At 59.6% G+C, this 19,923-nt stretch carries 19 protein-coding genes; 13 read left to right on the forward strand and 6 right to left on the reverse strand.

Annotation, left to right across the window (positions count from 1 at the left end):
• The first annotated feature begins 139 nt into the window (after positions 1-139).
• The 10 genes from tkt to ABXH05_RS03280 all read left to right on the forward strand — a co-directional run bounded on the left by tkt (position 140) and on the right by ABXH05_RS03280 (position 11,164).
• Positions 140-2,176: a transketolase gene (gene tkt, locus ABXH05_RS03235; RefSeq protein ID WP_353559752.1), complete on the forward strand. Its 2,037-nt coding sequence runs from the start codon at positions 140-142 to the stop codon at positions 2,174-2,176.
• A 194-nt stretch (positions 2,177-2,370) separates the two neighbouring features.
• Positions 2,371-3,381 carry a type I glyceraldehyde-3-phosphate dehydrogenase gene (gap, locus tag ABXH05_RS03240; RefSeq protein ID WP_353559753.1) on the forward strand — a complete coding sequence of 337 codons (1,011 nt, stop codon included), beginning with the start codon at positions 2,371-2,373 and terminating at the stop codon, positions 3,379-3,381.
• 46 nt (positions 3,382-3,427) lie between these two features.
• Entirely contained in the window at positions 3,428-4,642 is a 1,215-nt protein-coding gene (locus tag ABXH05_RS03245) for a phosphoglycerate kinase (protein WP_353559754.1), read from the forward strand.
• Positions 4,591-5,358, forward strand: a complete 768-nt coding sequence (gene thiE / locus ABXH05_RS03250; protein ID WP_353559755.1) for a thiamine phosphate synthase — start codon at positions 4,591-4,593, stop codon at positions 5,356-5,358. Before ABXH05_RS03245 ends, thiE begins: the two co-directional genes overlap by 52 nt.
• Entirely contained in the window at positions 5,351-6,457 is a 1,107-nt protein-coding gene (locus ABXH05_RS03255; RefSeq protein ID WP_353559756.1) for a tetratricopeptide repeat protein, read from the forward strand. The genes thiE and ABXH05_RS03255 overlap by 8 nt, the downstream gene beginning before the upstream one ends.
• 111 nt (positions 6,458-6,568) lie before the next feature.
• Positions 6,569-7,132: an elongation factor P gene (gene efp, locus ABXH05_RS03260; protein ID WP_353559757.1), complete on the forward strand. Its 564-nt coding sequence runs from the start codon at positions 6,569-6,571 to the stop codon at positions 7,130-7,132.
• A gap of 34 nt (positions 7,133-7,166) precedes the next feature.
• Positions 7,167-7,970, forward strand: coding sequence for an inositol monophosphatase family protein (locus ABXH05_RS03265; protein WP_353559758.1), 804 nt, complete (start codon positions 7,167-7,169; stop codon positions 7,968-7,970).
• 131 nt (positions 7,971-8,101) lie between these two features.
• Positions 8,102-9,004: an OmpA family protein gene (locus ABXH05_RS03270; protein WP_353559759.1), complete on the forward strand. Its 903-nt coding sequence runs from the start codon at positions 8,102-8,104 to the stop codon at positions 9,002-9,004.
• A 150-nt stretch (positions 9,005-9,154) separates the two neighbouring features.
• On the forward strand, positions 9,155-10,144 hold the full coding sequence (locus tag ABXH05_RS03275) for a flagellar motor protein MotA (RefSeq protein ID WP_353559760.1): 990 nt from the start codon (positions 9,155-9,157) through the stop codon (positions 10,142-10,144).
• A 3-nt stretch (positions 10,145-10,147) separates the two neighbouring features.
• Positions 10,148-11,164, forward strand: coding sequence for a peptidoglycan -binding protein (locus tag ABXH05_RS03280; RefSeq protein ID WP_353559761.1), 1,017 nt, complete (start codon positions 10,148-10,150; stop codon positions 11,162-11,164).
• 9 nt (positions 11,165-11,173) lie between these two features.
• Here ABXH05_RS03280 and ABXH05_RS03285 read toward each other — a convergent pair whose 3' ends face one another.
• From ABXH05_RS03285 to ABXH05_RS03295, 3 genes are all read right to left on the reverse strand, one after another.
• Positions 11,174-12,211 carry a strictosidine synthase family protein gene (locus tag ABXH05_RS03285; protein ID WP_353559762.1) on the reverse strand — a complete coding sequence of 346 codons (1,038 nt, stop codon included), beginning with the start codon at positions 12,209-12,211 and terminating at the stop codon, positions 11,174-11,176.
• Between the two features lie 98 nt (positions 12,212-12,309).
• Positions 12,310-13,437, reverse strand: a complete 1,128-nt coding sequence (locus ABXH05_RS03290; protein ID WP_353559763.1) for an SMP-30/gluconolactonase/LRE family protein — start codon at positions 13,435-13,437, stop codon at positions 12,310-12,312.
• 20 nt (positions 13,438-13,457) lie between these two features.
• Positions 13,458-15,323: an ABC transporter transmembrane domain-containing protein gene (locus ABXH05_RS03295; protein WP_502947708.1), complete on the reverse strand. Its 1,866-nt coding sequence runs from the start codon at positions 15,321-15,323 to the stop codon at positions 13,458-13,460.
• 249 nt (positions 15,324-15,572) lie between these two features.
• On the opposite strand from ABXH05_RS03295, the gene rpmE reads away from it, so the two are divergent.
• Complete coding sequence (rpmE, locus tag ABXH05_RS03300) at positions 15,573-15,791, forward strand: 50S ribosomal protein L31 (protein WP_043949746.1); 219 nt, start codon at positions 15,573-15,575, stop codon at positions 15,789-15,791.
• 118 nt (positions 15,792-15,909) lie between these two features.
• Here rpmE and rcdA read toward each other — a convergent pair whose 3' ends face one another.
• Positions 15,910-16,452 (reverse strand): protease adaptor protein RcdA, encoded by a 543-nt coding sequence (rcdA, locus tag ABXH05_RS03305; protein WP_353559765.1) that lies wholly within the window; start codon positions 16,450-16,452, stop codon positions 15,910-15,912.
• A gap of 394 nt (positions 16,453-16,846) precedes the next feature.
• Positions 16,847-17,035 carry a DUF1192 domain-containing protein gene (locus tag ABXH05_RS03310; protein WP_353559766.1) on the reverse strand — a complete coding sequence of 63 codons (189 nt, stop codon included), beginning with the start codon at positions 17,033-17,035 and terminating at the stop codon, positions 16,847-16,849.
• Positions 17,036-17,131: 96 nt separating this feature from the next.
• Here ABXH05_RS03310 and ABXH05_RS03315 point away from each other — a divergent pair, with 96 nt between their 5' ends.
• Together ABXH05_RS03315 and ABXH05_RS03320 are read left to right on the forward strand one after the other, a co-directional pair.
• A complete protein-coding gene (locus ABXH05_RS03315) occupies positions 17,132-18,130 on the forward strand; it encodes an NAD(P)H-quinone oxidoreductase (RefSeq protein WP_353559767.1) in 999 nt (332 codons plus the stop codon).
• Positions 18,131-18,315: 185 nt separating this feature from the next.
• On the forward strand, positions 18,316-19,107 hold the full coding sequence (locus ABXH05_RS03320) for a DUF1013 domain-containing protein (RefSeq protein WP_353559768.1): 792 nt from the start codon (positions 18,316-18,318) through the stop codon (positions 19,105-19,107).
• A 24-nt stretch (positions 19,108-19,131) separates the two neighbouring features.
• On the opposite strand, the gene ABXH05_RS03325 is transcribed toward ABXH05_RS03320, so the two are convergent.
• Positions 19,132-19,920: an SDR family NAD(P)-dependent oxidoreductase gene (locus tag ABXH05_RS03325; protein ID WP_353559769.1), complete on the reverse strand. Its 789-nt coding sequence runs from the start codon at positions 19,918-19,920 to the stop codon at positions 19,132-19,134.
• Positions 19,921-19,923 lie beyond the last annotated feature (3 nt).

The raw sequence follows: 19,923 nt of genomic DNA on the forward strand, positions 1-19,923 counted from the left end.
TGGCTTTTTTGGCATCACGCCGATCCGAATCGGATCACAATGGCTCCCTCAGCGGCGTAAGACCGCGATGGGGAATTTTTGAGGCAACCGCGATCACGCTTTCAACAGGAGCGTCCGCGGACCAAGGGCAACCAGCACAATGACACCAGCAAACAGCGCGGCCGTATCGACAGATGCGGACACTCAGGCATCCAACGCCAACTCTCCCGAACACAACATGATGGCAAATGCCATTCGGGCTCTGGCCATGGATGCTGTGGAACAGGCCAAGTCCGGCCACCCGGGCATGCCCATGGGCATGGCGGACGTCGCCACCGTGCTGTTCACGAAGTTCATGAAGTTCTGCGCCCAGGACCCAAGCTGGCCGGATCGCGACCGCTTCGTGCTCTCCGCAGGTCACGGTTCGATGCTCCAGTATTCACTGCTGCACCTCCTCGGCTTCGAGGACATGACCATCGACCAGATCAAGAATTTCCGTCAGATGGGCTCCCTCACACCGGGTCACCCGGAAGTGGACCACACCCCTGGCGTCGAAATGACAACAGGCCCGCTGGGTCAGGGCATTTCCACATCTGTCGGCATGGCCCTTGCCGAACGGATGCTGAATGCGCGCTTCGGCGATGACCTGGTAGACCACTTCACCTACGTGATTGCTTCTGACGGCGACCTCATGGAAGGCATCAGCCACGAAGCCATTTCCATGGCCGGTCACCTCAAGCTGTCCCGCCTCATTGTTTTGTTCGACGACAACGGCATCACCATCGATGGCTCTTTGGACCTGTCTGAATCCGGTGACCAGATCGCCCGCTTTGACGCCGCCGGCTGGGACACCATCCGCATTGATGGCCATGATGCTGCCGCCATCGAAGCCGCCATTGAGCATGCCCGCACATCCGACAAGCCATCCCTGATTGCCTGCCGCACCAAGATCGGTTTCGGCGCGCCAACAAAGGAAGGCACCGCGGGATCCCATGGTGCACCGCTGGGCGCAGACGAAATTGAAGGCACCCGCGCAGCCCTTGGCTGGTCGAGTGCACCATTTGAGATCCCTGCCAATGTGCGTGACAGCTGGCGCGTAGCCGGACTGCGCGCCGCCAAGGACCGCGCCGCATGGCAGGCCCGCATGGACGAAGCACCAGACGACGTTCAGGCAGAGTTTGAGCGCACTCAGGCAGGCTCCCTGCCCAACGCCCTCCACTCTGAAGTCAACAAGATGAAGCGCGGCTTCACGGACGAGAAAAAAGCCGTTGCCACCCGCAAGGCGTCTGAAGCCGTCCTCAATGGTCTGGCTGAAGTTGTTCCAGAACTCGTCGGCGGCTCAGCTGACCTCACCGGTTCAAACAACACCCGCGCCAAGAGCCAGACCTCTGTAACTGCGGACGATTATTCCGGCAACTACATCCACTACGGCATCCGCGAGCACGGCATGGCCGCTGCCATGAACGGCATGGCGCTGCACAAGGGTCTCATTCCCTATGGCGGCACGTTCCTGGTGTTTGCTGACTATTGCCGCCCGTCGATTCGCCTGGCCGCTTTGATGAAGCGCCGCGCCATCTACGTGTTCAGCCATGATTCCATCGGGCTGGGCGAAGATGGCCCGACCCACCAGCCGGTCGAACATCTCGCAGCCCTGCGTGCCATTCCCAATCTCAATGTCTTCCGTCCAGCGGATGCCGTTGAAACAGCGGAAGCCTGGGAAGTCGCGCTCAAATCCATTGATCGCCCCAGCGCCATTGCTCTGACCCGTCAGAATCTCGAGACCCTGCGCACCAAGCACACGGACGAGAACCTCTCCGCACGTGGCGGTTATGAGATTTCCCCATCCGATGGCGACGCCAAGGCAACGCTTATTGCCACGGGATCAGAAGTCGAAATCGCCATGGCCGCTCAAAAGCAGCTTCAGGCAGAAGGCGTGCCGACGCGCGTTGTCTCCATGCCTTGTCAGGACCTTTTCAATGAGCAGCCTGCTGCCTATCGCGAGGACATCCTTCGCCCCGGCACAGTGCGCATCGCCGTTGAAGCAGGCATCGAAATGGGCTGGCAGGCCTATATCGGCGATAAGGGCGGCTTTGTCGGCATGGACGGCTTCGGCGCCAGCGCACCGTACAAGGAGCTGTACGAGCACTTTGGCATCACCGCCGATGCCGTAGCTCAGGCCGTCCGCGAGCGTCTCTAGTCCCTTCCGGACACAGCTCACGGCACCCTGACAGGTCAAAAACATGTCTTTGCGCAATTGGCATGGCCGATTCCGCGCAAGCGTACCTTCCATCCTCTGGGATGTTTCGCTATACCCACGCCAAACGCGCGCGGGACTAGGCAATTCCGCTTGCCCCGCGCGAACACTGTTCTTCTACGAAAGGTGAATTCATCATGCCCGTGAAGGTCGCGATTAATGGTTTTGGACGCATCGGCCGTCTGGTGCTCCGTGGCATCATCGAGTCTGGCCGCAAGGACATTCAGGTCGTCGCCATCAACGATCTGGGGTCTGCTGAAGCCAATGCTCACCTGCTGCAGTACGATACCGTGCACGGCCGCTTCCCGGCCAAGGTGTCCAACACCAAGGATTCCATCACGGTCGACGGCAACAAGATCAAGGTAACCGCAGAGCGCAACCCGGCAGACCTGCCATGGGGCGATCTGGGCGTGGATATCGCTCTTGAATGCACAGGCATCTTTGCCTCGAAGGAAAAAGCCTCCGCTCACCTCAAGGCTGGCGCCAAGCGCGTGCTGGTCTCAGCTCCAGCCTCCGGCGCGGATCTGACGGTGGTATACGGCGTCAACGACGGCGCGCTGAAAAAGTCGCATACCGTTGTGTCCAACGCATCATGCACCACCAACTGCCTGGCGCCTGTTGCCAAGGTGCTGAACGATACATTCGGCATTGAGCGCGGCTACATGACAACGGTTCACGCCTACACAGGCGACCAGCCAACGCTCGACACCCTGCACAGCGATATGCACCGTGCCCGCGCTGCAGCATCCAACATCATCCCGACATCCACAGGCGCTGCAAAAGCTGTTGGCCTCGTGCTGCCTCAGCTGGCTGGCAAGCTCGACGGCACAGCCGTTCGTGTGCCGACCCCCAATGTGTCGATGATTGACCTCGTCTTCACCGCCAAGAAGGCGCTGTCTGTCGATGCCATCAACGACGCCATGAAGGCTGCCGCGCGCACCAAGCCGCTCAAGGGCATTCTGGCCGTCAACAACAAGCCGCTGGTGTCCATGGACTTCAACCATGATCCTGCCTCTTCGACTTTTGACCTGACGCAGACACAGGTCATCGAAGGCAAGATGGGCCGCGTCCTGTCCTGGTATGACAACGAGTGGGGCTTTGCGAACCGCATGGCTGACACGGCTGTTGCCATGTCCAAGCTGCGCTAAGTCACCAACTTACAAACACGACCACACAGGATTTCAGGATAACGCCATGAGTGAAAAATCGTTCGCAACCTTGGACGATCTATTCGCTCATGGTGATATCACGGGCAAGCGCGTGCTTATGCGCGCTGACCTCAACGTGCCTGTGCGCGACGGTGCCGTCAGCGATGCAACGCGCATCGAACGCGTCGTGCCGACGATCCGAGAGCTGACCGGTAAGGGTGCCATCGTCATCCTGCTGTCTCACTTCGGCCGCCCCAAGGGAGAACGAAATCTTGAGTTCTCTCTCAAGGCAGTTGCGCCAGCCGTCGCTGACCAATCCGGACTTGAAGTGACCTTTGCAGATGATTGCGTCGGGGACGCTGCTTCCTCTGTGATCGCATCTGCAAAACCCGGCAGCGTCGTCCTGTTGGAAAACACCCGTTTCCACAAAGGCGAAACCAACAATGACGGCGCCTTTGCAGATCAGCTGGCCGCAGTGGGCGACGCCTATGTCAACGATGCCTTCTCTGCCGCCCACCGCGCCCACGCATCGACGCAAGCCATCGCCAAACGCCTGCCTGCCTATGCGGGCCGCGCCATGGAAGCTGAACTGACAGCCCTCGAAGGCGCACTGGCCAAGCCTGAAAAACCTGTTGTTGCCATTGTCGGTGGCGCGAAAATCTCCACCAAGCTGGACCTGCTGGGCAATCTCGTCAGCCGCGTGGATTATCTCGTCATCGGCGGCGGCATGGCCAATACGTTCCTTGCCGCGCAGGGCATCGACGTCAAGAAGTCACTCTGCGAGCATGACCTTGGCGACACGGCCCGCGAAATTCTTGCCAAGGCTGAAGCAGCCGGTTGTCAGGTGCTCCTGCCCCGCGACGTTGTGGTGGCTCAGGAGTTCAAGGCCATGGCCCCATGCAAGACGGTTCCAGCAACCGAAGTTCCTGATGGCCACATGATTCTGGACGTGGGATCAGACACGATTGCTGACCTGGCTGCCCGCTTTGAAGCTGCCAAGACGGTTGTTTGGAATGGCCCGCTGGGCGCTTTTGAAATTGCTCCGTTCGACAATGGCACCAACGCAGCCGCCCGCCATGTGGCCATGCTCACCAAAATGGGCGAACTTAATTCTGTTGCCGGCGGTGGTGACACGGTGGCTGCCCTCAACAATGCCGGCGCTGCCGATGATTTTTCCTATGTATCCACCGCAGGCGGTGCCTTCCTTGAATGGCTGGAAGGCAAGACCCTGCCCGGCGTGGATGCCCTCAGCCGCAGCTAGCGGCAACAAATACGTGGAGAAAGAGGCTGCCTAAATCATCACAGCCCACAAAGCCGGCTTGCCGCCTTTACCTGATCACGCCGCCGCGTCTCGACGACCTGGCGGCGTTTTCACGCGTCTTTGATGATGCTCTGAGCGCTGGTGACGTCGCCTGTGTACAGCTACGCCTCAAGGATGTCAGTGATGCGCAGATCATCAAGGCTGCCGAAGCACTGATCCCCATTGCGCACAAACATGATGTCGCAATGCTCATCAATGACCGCCCCGACCTGGCCCTGAAAGTCGGTGCCGATGGCGTGCATATCGGCCAGCAGGATACGCCCTATGATGAGGCACGCGCGTTGCTGGGCCCCGATGCGATAATCGGCGTCACCTGCCACGACAGCCGACACCTCGCCATGGAGGCCGGCGAAAAGGGCGCGGACTATGTGGCGTTCGGCGCCTTCTATGACACGGCAACAAAAGATGCGATTTCGCGCGCAGAGCCCGAAATCCTGTCCTGGTGGCAGCGCCTCTTCGAAGTGCCCTGCGTCGCGATTGGCGGTATTACGCCAGACAATGCAGCGCCTCTTGTTGCCGCCGGAGCGGATTTCCTTGCAGTCTCATCCAGCGTATGGTCTTTCCCCAGTGACCAGGGGGGTCCGGGCCAAGCCGTCAAAGCGATCAATGATGTGATCGATACGACGCCTGTTTCGCTGTTGGAGACCAATGCGTAGACCCCAGTTCATACTCAAGCCACTCGCTGTTCTCGCGATTTCACTTGCCGCCCTGTCCAGCGCTTGGGCTGAAACAGACCCAACCAACGACCCCAATGTGCGCGCGGTCTCGCCGGAAGTGGCGCAGGCCGTAGAAGCTCTTAAAGCCAATGACGGCAAGCGTGCGGCAGCTTTCCTGCGCCCCGTGGCTGAACAGGGCGATCCATCGGCACAGGCCCTGCTGGGTCAGCTCTATCTCGACGGCATTGGCATCGACCAAGACCTCTTCGAGGCGGGTCGCTGGTTACGGTCTGCCGCAGCCAACGGTGAGCCATCCGCCGCTTTTGCCCTGGCCGAACTGACAGCGGACAAAACGCTCACACCCCCCGGCATGGACCCAACCAACACCGAAGCTCGGCTACAGGAGGCCACCCGTCTGTATCTGCTATCCGCCACAAACGGATCTCTTGCCGGTCAGGTGGAAATCGGCTTGCGCTATGCCCAGGGCGTAGGCGTCGCACAGGATGTCCTTCAGGCCAGTCGCTGGTTCCGCGAAGCTGCCAATTCAAACAGTCCCATTGCCCAGTTCAATCTGGGTGCCCTGCACGCAACAGGCGCCCTCAATGGCGGCACGCCGGACCACGCAGCCGCCCTGCCATGGTTTGAAAAGGCGGCGGCCTCCGGCTACCCCGATGCCCAGTACAATCTGGGTCTGACGGCAGCACAGGGGCTGGGACGCGACGTAGATAATGCTGTGGCCGCCAAATGGTTCGCCGCCGCCGCAGGCCATGGCATGGCCGACGCGCAGGCAGGCCTCGCCTACCTCACCTATCAGGGCCTGGGCACAGACAAGGACGTCGCCAAGGCGGCTGAGCTTTATGCGCAGGCAGCCGAGCAGGGCCATCTCATCGCCCAAAATCGTCTTGCCCGCCTCTATGTCATGGGCAGAGGGGTGGATGCTGACATGGCGGAAGCATGGAAATGGCACTCTCTGGCCCTACGCTCAGGCTACGAAGATGCCGAGCTGGATGCCCGGTTTACCAAGTTCATCACCCCCCAGCAGCGTAGCGACGGTGACGCACGCGCATCCAAATGGTTGGAAAGCAAGGCCAGCCAGTAGCAGGCCCCTTGCACCATGGCGCACAGTGGTGCATGTCAGGCCCGCTTGCTCCTCCAGCCATCACAGGCCTCTGGGGACAATTCAATAAAACCGCACGAAGGTCCGCTAGCCATGAAGATCAACGGCAACGAAATCCGCCCCGGCAACGTCATTGAACACAAAGGTGGCCTGTGGGCTGCTGTAAAGGTCCAAAGTGTGAAGCCCGGCAAGGGTGGTGCCTACGCTCAGGTGGAACTCAAGAACCTGATCGACAGCACCAAGCTCAACGAGCGCTTCCGCTCGTCTGAGTCCGTTGAAAAGGTCCGTGTGGACACCAAGGACTTTCAGTTCCTGTTTGAGAACGACGGCATGTTGACCTTCATGGACAACGAAAACTACGAGCAGATTGAACTTGCCCGTGACTTCATCGGCGAACGCGCCGCCTTCCTGCAGGAAGGCATGGCTGTGACGCTGGAACTCTGGGAAGAAAAGCCAATCGGCATCAACCTGCCCGAACAGGTGACGCTGGAAATCACCGAGACGGAACCAACCATCAAAGGCCAGACTGCGGCTTCCTCCTACAAGCCGGCTGTCCTTGAAAATGGCGTGCGCACCATGGTGCCACCGTTTGTGACCGTCGGTGAAAAAGTCGTCATCGACACGACGGAAGTCACCTACATCAAGCGCGCCGACTAAATCCTCGTAATCGACAGACCCAAAAAGATATTCAATGGCCCTCAATAGCCCAGTCATCAATGTCATGGTTGGCGCTGCCCGCAAGGCAGCCCGCAAACTCGCACGCGACTTCGGCGAGGTGGAAAACCTTCAGGTCTCTCGCAAGGGCCCCGGCGACTTTGTCAGCGCCGCTGATCTGCGCGCTGAAAAAATCATCTTTGAAGAGCTCTCCAAGGCCCGCCCCGGCTATGGCTTCCTGATGGAAGAATCCGGTGTGGTCGAAGGTCCAGACAAGACCCACACATGGATCATTGATCCTCTTGATGGCACGACCAACTTCCTCCACGGCATGCCTCACTTCGCCATTTCGATTGCGCTTCAGCGCGACGGGCAGATTGTTGACGGCGTCATCTACAATCCCGTGACCGATGATCTGTTCGTGGCGGAAAAAGGTCAGGGTGCCTATCTCAACGACCGCCGCCTGCGTGTCGCTGCGCGGACCAAGCTTGAAGATTCAGTCTTTGGCACCGGCATTTTCTTTTCTGACGCGAAATGGCTTGAGACATTCAGCAAGGAACTGAACACCATCGTTCCCAAGGTTGCCGGTATCCGCCGCTTTGGTGCTGCCTCGCTTGACCTTGCCTGGGTCGCCGCAGGTCGGTTTGACGGGTACTGGGAACATGGGCTGCGACCATGGGACGTGGCCGCGGGCATTTTGATGGTTCGCGAAGCAGGCGGTTTCCTTACCGATATCAATGGTGGCGACAAGCTGCTGGAGCGCAACGGCATCATTGCGGCCAATGCGGACCTGCTGCCACTGCTGCAGGATATCCTCAAAAAAGCGCGCCGGAGCGAGTAACAGGTCCCGACGGACCCACTACAAATCCGCCGTTGGGCTTTACGTTCGCGCCGCAAGCGGTTAACCCGTTAGGGACCCTCATGCGAGGGTTGCTCGGTCCACCCCTACAGATGCGGACAGCGCCACCCGGCATGACCTATTTCAGCCCCACTCTTTCAAAACTCAGCCCTGTTCTGTCCATTGCGGCGGTCCTGGTTGCCACACTGGCCGTTGTGCCAGCGATGGCTCAGCAAAACTCCGACGTTAGCGTCAATCTGGAAGCCTTGGGGCTCAATCCAACACTGGACGCAGGCAGCGAACCGCGCCTGATTTTGAAGTATCCCGGGTCGTCCACGGCCACCCGCCAGGTCCCCCAGCTGCGCTACCCAAGCGTGCCTGCGCCCACCGCGCGGCCAAAGCCGCCTGCGCCTGCAACAACGGTGAAAGCCGCACCCGCTGAAGCGCCAGCACCAAAGGCAGCAACGCAAGCGGCAAAGCCTGCGGCGCAACCTGCGGCCCAGCCAGCGGTCAAAGCCGCAGCAACACCGCCCGCAAAGCCCGAAGCTCGCGCGACCGCCACAGCCGCGGCAACGCCAGCCCCGCGGCCTGTTGAAGCCACCCCGCCCAAGAGCATCACGCCTGCTGCTGAACCAGCCCCTGCACCGGTGACCGCACCTGCCGTCGAGGAACCTCAGGTCGCAGCACTCTCTCCGCCCGCGCCGGTCACCGCATTGCCAGATCCTGATCCCGCCATTCTGCGCGTCCTATTTGACGAAGACACAGCTGCCATCATCGGCTCTGCCCGCAGTGACCTGGATGCCATCGGTGAATCACTCCGCTACGACCCGCGCCGCATTGAGCTGAAGGCCTATGGTGGTGAGCCCGGTAACAAAGCCAGTGAGGCCCGTCGCATTTCGCTGAAACGTGGTCTAGCGGTGCGCGCCTATTTGATCGGTCTGGGAATCGACAGCCGCCGTATTGACGTCCGCGCTCTAGGCGGCGTCACGGATACAGGCTCTGCGGACCGTGTGGATGTGGCCTATTCCGGCAGCTAAGCGGCGCTACACTCATCTGAGCCCCGCCGCCCTCGCTAACGGAAGGGTCACACTACTGCCCCAAACTAGCGCAGACTGCCGGTTTTCAGCTCTAATGACGCCCGCCAGCGAGACATTCAGCCCGTTGGCATGCCCGCACAGGAGACGACCATGGCGAAAGCGCACGGCTCAGACACGTTGAGCCTCACACAGCCCAGCCGCCACATTTCCCGCATGCTCACCTTTTTGGTGATCGTCGGCCTCGTGCTGGCCGTCCTGTGGCCACAGCTGTCAGACGCGTTTTTCGCCAATGTGGTGCTCAACGGCCTGATTGCAGGCGTTCTACTGCTGGGCATCCTCTACACCATCCGCCAGGTACTGGTGCTTGGGCCGGAAATCCGCTGGGTGAACGCCTTCAGGCGTGCTGACCCCGGCCTCACCCTGCCGCCACCCCCACGCCTGCTGGCCCCCATGGCCACCCTGTTGGGCGAACGCAAGGGCCGTGTGGCCATTTCAGCGCCAGCCATGCGCTCAATTCTGGATTCGATCGCCTCTCGGCTTGATGAAGCCCGCGACATCTCCCGCTACATGATTGGCCTGCTGATCTTTCTCGGCCTGCTGGGCACCTTCTGGGGCCTTCTGGATACGGTTTCATCCATTGCCGAGACAATCCGCAGCCTGTCGCCCGCCGGTGGTGGCTCGGGGGATGTGTTTGAAGAGCTACGCAACGGGCTGGAAGCCCCCCTCAACGGCATGGGCACCGCCTTCTCGTCCTCATTGCTGGGCCTTGGCGGCTCACTCATTGTCGGATTTCTGGACCTTCAGGCCAGTCAGGCGCAGAACCGCTTTTACAACGAGCTGGAGGAATGGCTCTCCACAGTGACACGTCTGGATTCGTCTGAAGGCGAAGGCAGCCCATTGCTGGGCGAACTCGCCAAGCGTCTCGACGACATGCAGCGCGACATAGGCGGATCGTCTGGCGAACGCTCAGCCACCACGGCCTCCCTCATGGCCCTGACGGAACGTCTCACCATTCTGTCTGACCAAATGCGCTCGGAAAGCCAGTTGCTCAATCAGGTCGCCAGCAACCAGGCAGACCTCAAGCCGATCCTTGAGCAAATCGCCAAACTCGCAGCCCAGAACAACAGCGACAGGAGCTAGACCATGCCTCTTGCGTCTCGTCGCATACGGCAGGGTCAGGCCGACTACTGGCCCGGCTTCGTGGATGCCATGGCTACGCTGCTGCTGGTCATCATCTTCCTGTTGTCGATCTTCATGCTGTCCCAGTTTTACCTGAGCCAGGCCATCACCGGTAAGGACTCAGCACTGGAGTCCCTGCGTGCACAGATCAGTCAGCTGACGGATCTCCTCGCCCTTGAGCAATTGCGCACCAGCGAACTTGAAACGTCGCTCACCGCCATGACCGCATCCCTTGCCAGCGCGGAAGAAGAACAGTCACGTCTCTCCGGCCTGCTGCTCAGCGCGGAAGCGGGCGGCGATGAAGCCAACGCATTGCGCGCCGAACTGACAGAGCAGGAAAAACTGACCGCTGAAGCACAGGCGCAGGTTGAATTGTTCAACCAGCAACTGGCCGCGTTGCGCAGCCAGCTTTCAAGCCTTGAAGCCGCCCTTGAAGCCGCCGAAGCAAAAGACAAAGCCAACCAGACACAGATTGCAGATCTGGGCCGCAGGCTGAACTCCGCCCTCGCCCAGAAGGTGCAGGAGCTTGCCCGCGCCCGGTCAGAATTCTTTGGCCGTCTGCGCGTGGCCCTTGGCAACCGGGACGACATTCAGATCGTTGGCGACCGGTTCGTGTTTCAGTCGGAAGTGTTCTTTGATTCAGGCTCGGCGGCCCTCAATCCCGCCGGTCAGACCGAACTCAACAAGATTGCCACCGCCATTCGTGAGATCGCCGGCGACGTCCCTGATGACATCAACTGGGTCCTGCGCATCGATGGCCACTCGGACTCGCAGCCGATCTCGACGCCAGAGTTTCCATCCAACTGGCACCTGTCCGCTGGCCGCGCGATTTCTGTTGTGCGCTACCTGATCGATCAGGGCGTGCCGCCCAATCGGCTTCTGGCAGCAGGCTTTGGTGAGTTTCAGCCACTCGCCGACGGCGCAAGCACAGATGATCTGCGCCGCAACCGTCGGATCGAGTTCAAGCTGACCGAACGCTAGAGCCTGCCTCTATGGCAGCGGGCAAACCAGCACGGCTGGGTCAAACACCGCGCCAACCACAAGCGTCTTGCCATCCACGGCACCGACGCTTGAGCCAGAAAGCTTGCCGCTGAGATCAATCAGCACCTGTTCCACATCACCGGTTTCCGGATCAACACGGATAACCTGTGAGGGAGCAATGGCAGCCGGGTCACCGGCATGGGCGAGAAAATCAAACGCCTTTGGATGAGCACCGATCCACAGGGCACCGTCTTCGGCGATCTCGATATTGTCCGCCCCCGTCCCGACCGGCAGAACGCGTGTCTGTGTCAGAGCGCCCGTGGCCACATCACGGTCATACACGCCGACCTGATGGCGAAGAAATTCCGCGATATAGACGGTGCCACCGTCCGCGCTGACATTGATGCCATTGGCAAAGGCCAGGCTTGAAACCGCGGTACTGCCGTTTTCACCATCCCAGTACACGGCACTGGAGAATGGCAACGCAAAGTAGGTTTCAAACTGCGCCATGAGCCCGTCCATGAAGCCCCGATCATTGGAGGCGTAGAAAGCCTCAGCAGACACCGCCACCAGATCATTGGGTGAGTGCATTTCATTGAAGGAGACGCCTTTGACATGGGTAAGTGCGCCACCGGCACCGACATCAAATATCTCCACCACATGACCACCAGCCTTGGGGTGATTGATGACGAAGAGACGCTTGGTACCGGCCCCGTCTGACCACAAGCTTATGCCATGCGGGCGGAAATCATCTGGCCCATCACCTGAAACAAGGACGGGGTCCGAGCCGCCGTCAAGGCTCAGGGCATAGATGCCACCGGCTGGCAAACTGGGATCGCGCCGTTCAGCAGCGGACACAAACGCGATGCGTGTCTCCGGATCGATGGTGACATCTTCCGTCCCCGGCGCAACCTCGACACGCGTGCATTGGTCAACAAGTGTCTCTTCAAGCGACGCAAAAGCGCCGGAAACAGGCACCATGACCCATGCAAGACGCGCGACTGCCGCAACAACCAAAAGAAGAAGAATCCAGAGAATTTTGCGCATAAAGCCCTCCCCGCTCATGCTGAAAGCAGGTCCATACACATGGCCTACCCAAGTCTTACATGCAGCATAGCCCAGTCAGGCCGCTACCAAGAAAAGATTCAGTTCTGCCCGACGGCGGCAGACGGAGCTGCCACGTCGCCGCCCATGTCACACACCAGAACCGCTGGATCAAAAACCGCGCCTATGACCAGCAGGTTCTTGTAGGTTGCGCCAACCGAGGATGCTGAAATTTCAGACCCGTCATCGAGATATGCTGTTGAGGCTTCTCCGCCACCACCTTCAAACTGGCGGACAACGACAATCTGACTGGGACTGAGATTGGCGGGGTCAGCAGCATGCTCACCAAACGTCGCCAATTGGGGGTGCGCCCCGATCCAAAGGGCACCGTCTTCAGCCACGTCGATATTGTCGACGCCTGTCCCCAGAAACACCTGGTCAGAAAGCGTCAGACCACCCGTCGATGGATCACGGTCAAAGATGTGCAGCGTACGAGCCAGAAGCTCCGTCACATAGACCTTCGACATGTCACCTGAGACAGCAACACCATTGGCAAGCGCCAATTCATCCGCGACCACCTGCGACGCGCTGCCATCATGATAGACAACCGTCGTGATGGGCGAAGCAAATAGTGCCGCCAGGGTCCGGCCGTCCTGGCCCGGACGATCATGGTCGTTGGTGACATAAAAGGCCTCGGGCGACACCGCTGCCACATCATTCGGCGACATGATTAAGGGGTCGCGAACCGTACGCCGGTGGGTCAGAACATCGTCATCCGAAAGATCAAAAATCTCCACCGTGTGATCATCCCCACCAGGATGATTGACAGCCATCAATGTGCGCGTGCCGTCCGCTGCGGTGAAAAGCGAAATGCCGTGCGGGCGGAACGCTTCGGGCATCAGCGGTGTGATCGGCCGCAGGAACAGCCCCGCTGCGTCTGCATTGAGATCCATGACATAAATGCCACCGCGCACACCGCTCGCACCGGGGTCATCACTTGACGCAAGGCGGCGGTCATAGGCCGATATATAGGCAATGCCGCGCGAGCGATCGATGGCCACATCTTCAGGGCCGGGAACACCCTGCACCCGCATGCAGCTTTCGCCGTCAAACTTGCGCGTGATCGTGGTGAACTCGCCCATCCAGTTCATGGTGCGCACGTAAAAGGCACTTGCCAGCACCACAACCACCGCCACCAGAATAAGTGCGATCTTCAAAAACCGGTTCATGCCCGCTCTCCCCTTATCCCCTAGCTGCCCGCAGCTGCATGGCCTGACGCCAGTTGGGATGCTTCTTTTTCTATGTCGGACAGATCCTGTGACCTATCCAGATCAAACTGCAATCGCGCAAGCCGACCATATAGACCACCTTGCGCCACAAGTTCTGCATGTGTGCCCTGCGCGACGATGCGCCCGCCATCCATAACAATGATTCTGTCTGCCTTTGTGACCGTCGCAAGACGATGCGCAATCACAAGCACCGTCCGCCCTGCCATAAGCCGGTCCAATGCAGCCTGCACCAGAGCCTCACTCTCGGAATCCAGCGCACTCGTTGCTTCATCAAGAAGCAGAATGGGAGCATCACGCAAAAGCGCCCGGGCAATCACAAGTCGCTGCCGCTGACCACCAGACAGCGTCACACCGCGCTCCCCAAGCTCCGTATCGTAGCCGTCCGGCATCTGCTGAATGAACTCGTCAGCGTGGGCAGCCTTGGCTGCTGCCAGCACTTCTGCATCCGTCGCATCAGGACGGCCATAGGCAATGTTGTCGCGAACGCTGGTGCCGAACACAACGGTTTCCTGAGGCACAAAGGCAATGCGCCGTCGGAAGTCCTCCGGGTCAGCATTCTTGAGATCGATGCCATCAATCTTGATGCGGCCTGTCTGTGGGTCATAGAACCGCAGCAGCAGTTGAAAGACCGTGCTCTTGCCAGCCCCCGAGGGGCCCACAAGCGCCACGGTTTCCCCCGGCGATACGTCCAACGAGAAGCCGGTCATTGCGGACGCTTCAGGCCGCAACGGATAGCGGAACCCGACATCCTCAAACGTCACCTGACCCTTGGAAGGCACGGGCAGTGCCGTCGGGTTAGCCGCAACCGGAATTTCAGACTCTGCATTCAGCAGCTCAGACAACCGCTCCGCAGCACCCGCCGCCATCTGGAACTCGCCCCAGACTTCGCTCAGAGCCGCCATGCTGGTGGCACATAGAATTGCGTAGAAGACAAACTGGGTAAGCGTTCCACCGGTCATGTCACCTTCAACCACCGCCCGAGCACCCATCCACAAAACAGCGACAATGCTTGCGAAAGCCAGTGCAATCACCACCGCCGTCATGATCGAGCGCGCAGCGACATGACGACGAGCGGCGTCAAAGGCTTTTTCAACGACGCCTGTGTAGCGTTGCCGGTCGTGGTCCTCATGGTTGAAACTTTGCACAACCTTGATTGCCTGCAGCGCTTCTGACGCGAATGCACCGGTGTCGGCAAGACGGTCCTGAGACGTTCTGGAGAGGCCTCGGATCAGTCGTCCAAAGCCGATGAGCGGCAGCACAATGACCGGCAGGGCCACGAGCACGAGGGCACTCAGGCCCGGCGCTGTATAAACAGCCATGGCCGATCCGCCGACGAACAAAATGGCGTTTCGCAATGCCACCGACATGCTGGACGTAAGGACGGTTCTCACCAGTGTCGTATCGGCGGTCAGGCGCGAGAGGATTTCGCCGGTCCGTACTTTTTCATAGAACTCGGGAGCAAGGGTGAGAAGATTGCCAAAAACCTTTGCCCGCAGGTCGGCGGTCACCCGCTCGCCAAGCCTGGTCACAAAGAAGTACCGAGCAGCGGACGCTATAGCCATGGCAACCGCCACAACCATCAGCAGTGCAAAAGCCCTGTCGATGGATTCTGTGCTTTCGACAGAAAAACCTTCGTCCACCACAACCCGCATACCAACGCCAATTGCCAATGTGGCAGCGGCGGCCGCAATCAGCGCAACAAATGCTCCGAAGAGTTGCCAGGGGTAATGCGTGACCAGGGGCCACAAACTGGCCAATGGCCCAAGACCCCGTCCACGGGGACGGCTGTCAGGATTTGGGCTCGAAATGGCTGAAGAATCGCTCAAAAACGCCTCGTTTGGCTGGACGGCAAAGGTGTTGCGGAGGCGCTGTCATATCAAAGTTGTCCCCGTCACAACATGGGGCTGCACGCCGCAACCGACAAGGCGGCACCCTCCCCATGGGGAACCCGCAGCAAGCCCTTGCCTAAAGCCCACCAAAGGGCTATACCGCGCGACTTCTACCGATGATTACCGGCTTATCGCGACGGGCGACCGTTAACGCTCAGGCGCGGACTTTTGAGAGAGAACAAGGCCATGAAGCCAGATATCCACCCAGAATACCACATGATCACAGTGGTCATGAACGACGGCACCGAGTACCAGACCAAGTCAACCTACGGCAAACCAGGCGACCGTCTGGTGCTGGACATTGACCCGACAACGCACCCGGCTTGGACCGGTGGCGAGCAGCGTCTGCTCGACCGTGGCGGACGTCTGTCCCGCTTCAAGGACAAGTACAAGGGCTTCGTTTAGGGGCTTCGTCTAGGAGCTGCGTCCAGGCCATTTGGTCTTCGGACCAAAACCAACCAGATACGAAAAAGGGCCGGTGCATTGCTGCACCGGCCCTTTTTTATGCGCATACCCCTGAATGCTAATGCAGGCGGTCTTCGGCCTTCATTTGGCGAAAGGCGCTTTCAATCTTGGACAATTGGCGCGCCACAGCCGTCTTCGGCTCCACCTCGGACGCATCCCCATGCATCATCTTGTCGAGGCGGTCCACCCGGGCATAAAGCCGGCGTGACCGGGAAATCATGTCCGCAAGCGGATGGGGAAGCTCGTCTGCCCCCTCAATAGGCCGCGCATAGCAAAGCTCTTTGGCACCAAGCCGATACCGCTGTGTCCGTGCTTCGGTAACCGTCATTTCGTCCCGCGCGACAGCCCGCTGCACGAGCAGCCAGGATGCCACCTGCATAAGGCGTGTGGTGAGACGCATGCTTTCAGCCGCATAGGCCAGTGCGCCCTTGCGAGACAGCGTCTTGGCGTGCTCCCGCCCCTCGCCGTCCAGATAGGACGCAGCCTCTTCGACCATGCCCATACCGTCTTTGAACATCTGCTCAAACTGCGCTGTTTCTGCGAAGTTCCGCACACTGCCAAGCATGCTCACATCGTTAAGTTTGCCGTCTACCGTGCCCATCAAAAGCCCCACTGTTCCGTTCTGAACCCGTTTCGGCACAGTTCAGCGTCTGCTGCGTGCCATTCCACATGGGATTTACAAGAACGGTGCCAGCCCACCCCCCAAACTTCCTAAGGGACCAGCAATGGGCAAAATCCTAGGCCACGCGGCTGGATTCCGCAAAATCTGGGATTCTGGACAAAAAAAGAGCCGCGGTTGCGCGCGGCTCTTGAAGTTCAACAGGGAGGCGTCAAATGGGTATGGCGGCAGCCACCCCAAAACCCGGGCAAACCGGATTACGCACTTAAACCCTAGGTGTCAGGTGCTAATAAAAGGTTAACAGCTGTTAACGCTATCTGCGACGATCGGGACCCAGACAGTGCCAAAACGGGTCAGCCCGAGCCCACCAGGACCATTAGCCTTTGCCGAAAACAGCCTCAGCGGCAGATTTACTGTCCTGCTTGGTGGCAATCACAGCCCGCACACGAACAATCTCGCTCTCCAAAGCACCAATGCGCTCTTCAAGCTCAGGCACGGACAGGTCCTCGATTTCAGCCTTCGTCAGGCTGAGAATAGGTGGGGGCGGAAGGTCATCATCCTGCATTGAAAAATCCTCCGGCTTGAACCTTTGGCGCTGAGTTGCCAGTTTCCGTGTCACCAATTCTGTGCCCGTCCACATATCATGACAAGGCTTCACCTGATGACAAACGTCCCCGCCACAATGAATGCCATTGAAATCTCGGAGTTCGGCGGCCCGGATGTGCTGAAGCTTACTGAATGTGCCACCCCTCAGCCTGCCCATGGCGAAGTGCTGATCAAGGTCGCGGCCGCAGGCGTCAATCGCGGTGACTGCGTCCAGCGCATGGGTTTCTATCCGGCCCCTCCCGGCGCCTCGGACCTTCCTGGCCTCGAAGTATCAGGAACAGTTGCAGCCATTGGCCCGGGTGTGTCCCTGTGGAAGGAAGGTGACGAGGTCTGCGCCCTGATGGCCGGTGGCGGCTACGCGGAATATGCCGTGGTCCACGAAGGCAGCGTGCTTCCCAAGCCCCAGGGCGTGTCACTGGTAGATGCTGCCGCCCTGCCTGAAACCATCATGACGGTCTGGACCAATGTCTTTGAAGACGGCCAGCTGAGTCCCGGCGAAACGCTTTTGATCCATGGCGGGTCTTCAGGTATCGGCACCACGGCGATCCAGCTTGCCTCGACCCTTGGCGTCAAGGTCATCGCCACAGCGGGTAGCGCGGACAAATGCAAGGCCTGCGAAGATTTGGGCGCCGTTCGGGCCATCAATTATCGCGAAGAAGACTTCGTTGAGGTCGTCAAGGACGTGACCGACGGCAAAGGCGCTGACGTCATTCTCGATATGGTTGGCGGAGACTATGTTGCCCGCAACATCGAAGCCGCTGCCCGACAGGGCCGCATCGTCAACATCGCCTACATGTCCGGCTCCCGGGTGGAGGTGGATCTCCTGCCGCTCATGCTTAAACGCCTGACCCTGCGTGGCTCAACGCTGCGAGCACGCGACGTGGCTGAAAAAGCAAGGCTCACCTCAGAGGTGCGGATGCATGTCTGGCCACTGATCGAGGCCGGACGCATCAAGGCCGTGGTGGACGACACCTACCCGCTGGCAAATGCCTCAAAAGCCCACGAACGCATGGAATCCTCCGGGCATGTGGGCAAAATCCTGCTGACGCCATAGCAAAGGTGAAAATTCGCCCGATAACGGGTCTTTCATCGCCGCGCATCTAGGCCTATAAGACAGCTAATCCCTTCAACCAATTGGATGATCAGGGGCCGTACCTGGGATGGTACGGCGCGTCACGGCCTTATGCCGTTTCGCACATGACCCCGCTCATCCGCGCGCAAGCGAAGGAAACCTGGAAAATGACCGCTCCTCTTATGCCCAAAGCCACTGCCGTTTGGCTGGTGGACAATACCGCCCTCACCTTTGACCAGATCGCAGCCTTTTGTGGCCTGCACCCGCTGGAAGTAAAGGGCATTGCTGACGGCGACGTTGCCATGGGCATCAAGGGTCAGGACCCGGTAACCGCCGGTCAGATCACCCGCGACGAAATCAAGCGCGGCGAGGACGACACATCCTATGAGCTGAAGATTCTTGAATCGAAGCACGACCTGCCGGAGCCGAAAAAAGGCCGCAAGGGCCCGCGCTACACGCCCCTGTCCCGTCGTCAGGAGCGCCCGGACGCCATTGCATGGCTCGTGCGCTATCACCCGGAACTCACAGACGGCCAGATCGGCAAGCTCGTTGGCACCACCAAGCCAACCATTCAGTCGATCCGCGATCGCTCTCACTGGAACATGTCCAACATCAACCCGGTTGATCCGGTGACCCTGGGCCTCTCCACGCAGATCGAGCTTGATGCCGCCGTCCAGAAAGCCGGCCGCCGCCTGGAGCGCGAAGCCAAGAAGGCCGGCAAGTCCGTGGAAGATCTCGGCAAGCTTGCCCCAGCCACACAGGCACTGGCAGACGCTGCAGCGGGCATCACGCCAGCTGGCGAAGGCGACTTTGGTCAGGTACTTGATCCATCAGCCTCAGACACTCCCGACGCATCTGATGCGCGCGACGGCGAACGTCCTGATGTTGATTCAGTCTTCTCAAGCCTTGGCGGCAGCACTGTTGCCCCTGAAGAAGACGACGACACGCCTCAGGGCTAATGCCGCGCAGGCTGTCCCGGAAATCTAGCTCTGGCCTTCAACCGTCAGGTTGAGGGCCAGACGCCCTCCATCGGCATAAATGCATTCGCCGGTGATGTAGCTGGCGTCGTCTGACGCCAGAAAAACTGCCACCCCCGCAATTTCATCAGGTGATCCGACACGTCCCATGGGCGTACGCGACATAAGCCGTGCGCGTCCTGCGTCATCCGCATTCACGGACCGCAACATGCCCGTCGAGATAGACCCCGGCCCGATGGCATTGACCCTGATGTCATACTGAGCCAGCGAAACCGCCATGACTCGGGTGAGCTGGTTGATCGCACCTTTGGCCACCACATAGGGCACCTGATCAGGGATCGCGACCTGAGCGTTGACGGACGACATGTTGATGATCGCCCCCTGGCGCTGGTCTTCCTCATTCTGGCGTTTCATCACCCGCGCCACGGCCTGACCAGTAATGAAGGCGCCCGTAAGATTGACCTTCATGACCCGCTCGAAGTCAGCTTCGGTAAGATCAAGGAAGTCCGCTGAGTGAACCACCGCAGCGTTGTTGATCAGAACATCAACGCGCTCGTGCGCTTCAAGAGTGGCAGCCACAAGATTGTGCACGTCCAGCCGGTCTGACACATCGCACGCAACAAACTGCGCATTGCCGCCTGCCTCCTGAATGACCGAAGCAGCTTCAGCACCTGCCGTCTCGTCAATATCCGCAAGCATCACCCGCGCACCTTCACGCGCGAACCGGGCCGCACAGGCATATCCAATGCCCTGAGCCGCACCGGTAATGATCGCAACTTTGTCTCCGAGATCCATACC

Origin of the sequence: Pyruvatibacter sp. HU-CL02332, from assembly GCF_040362765.1 — a bacterium.
In the GTDB taxonomy this organism is placed as follows: Bacteria; Pseudomonadota; Alphaproteobacteria; order CGMCC-115125; family CGMCC-115125; genus Pyruvatibacter.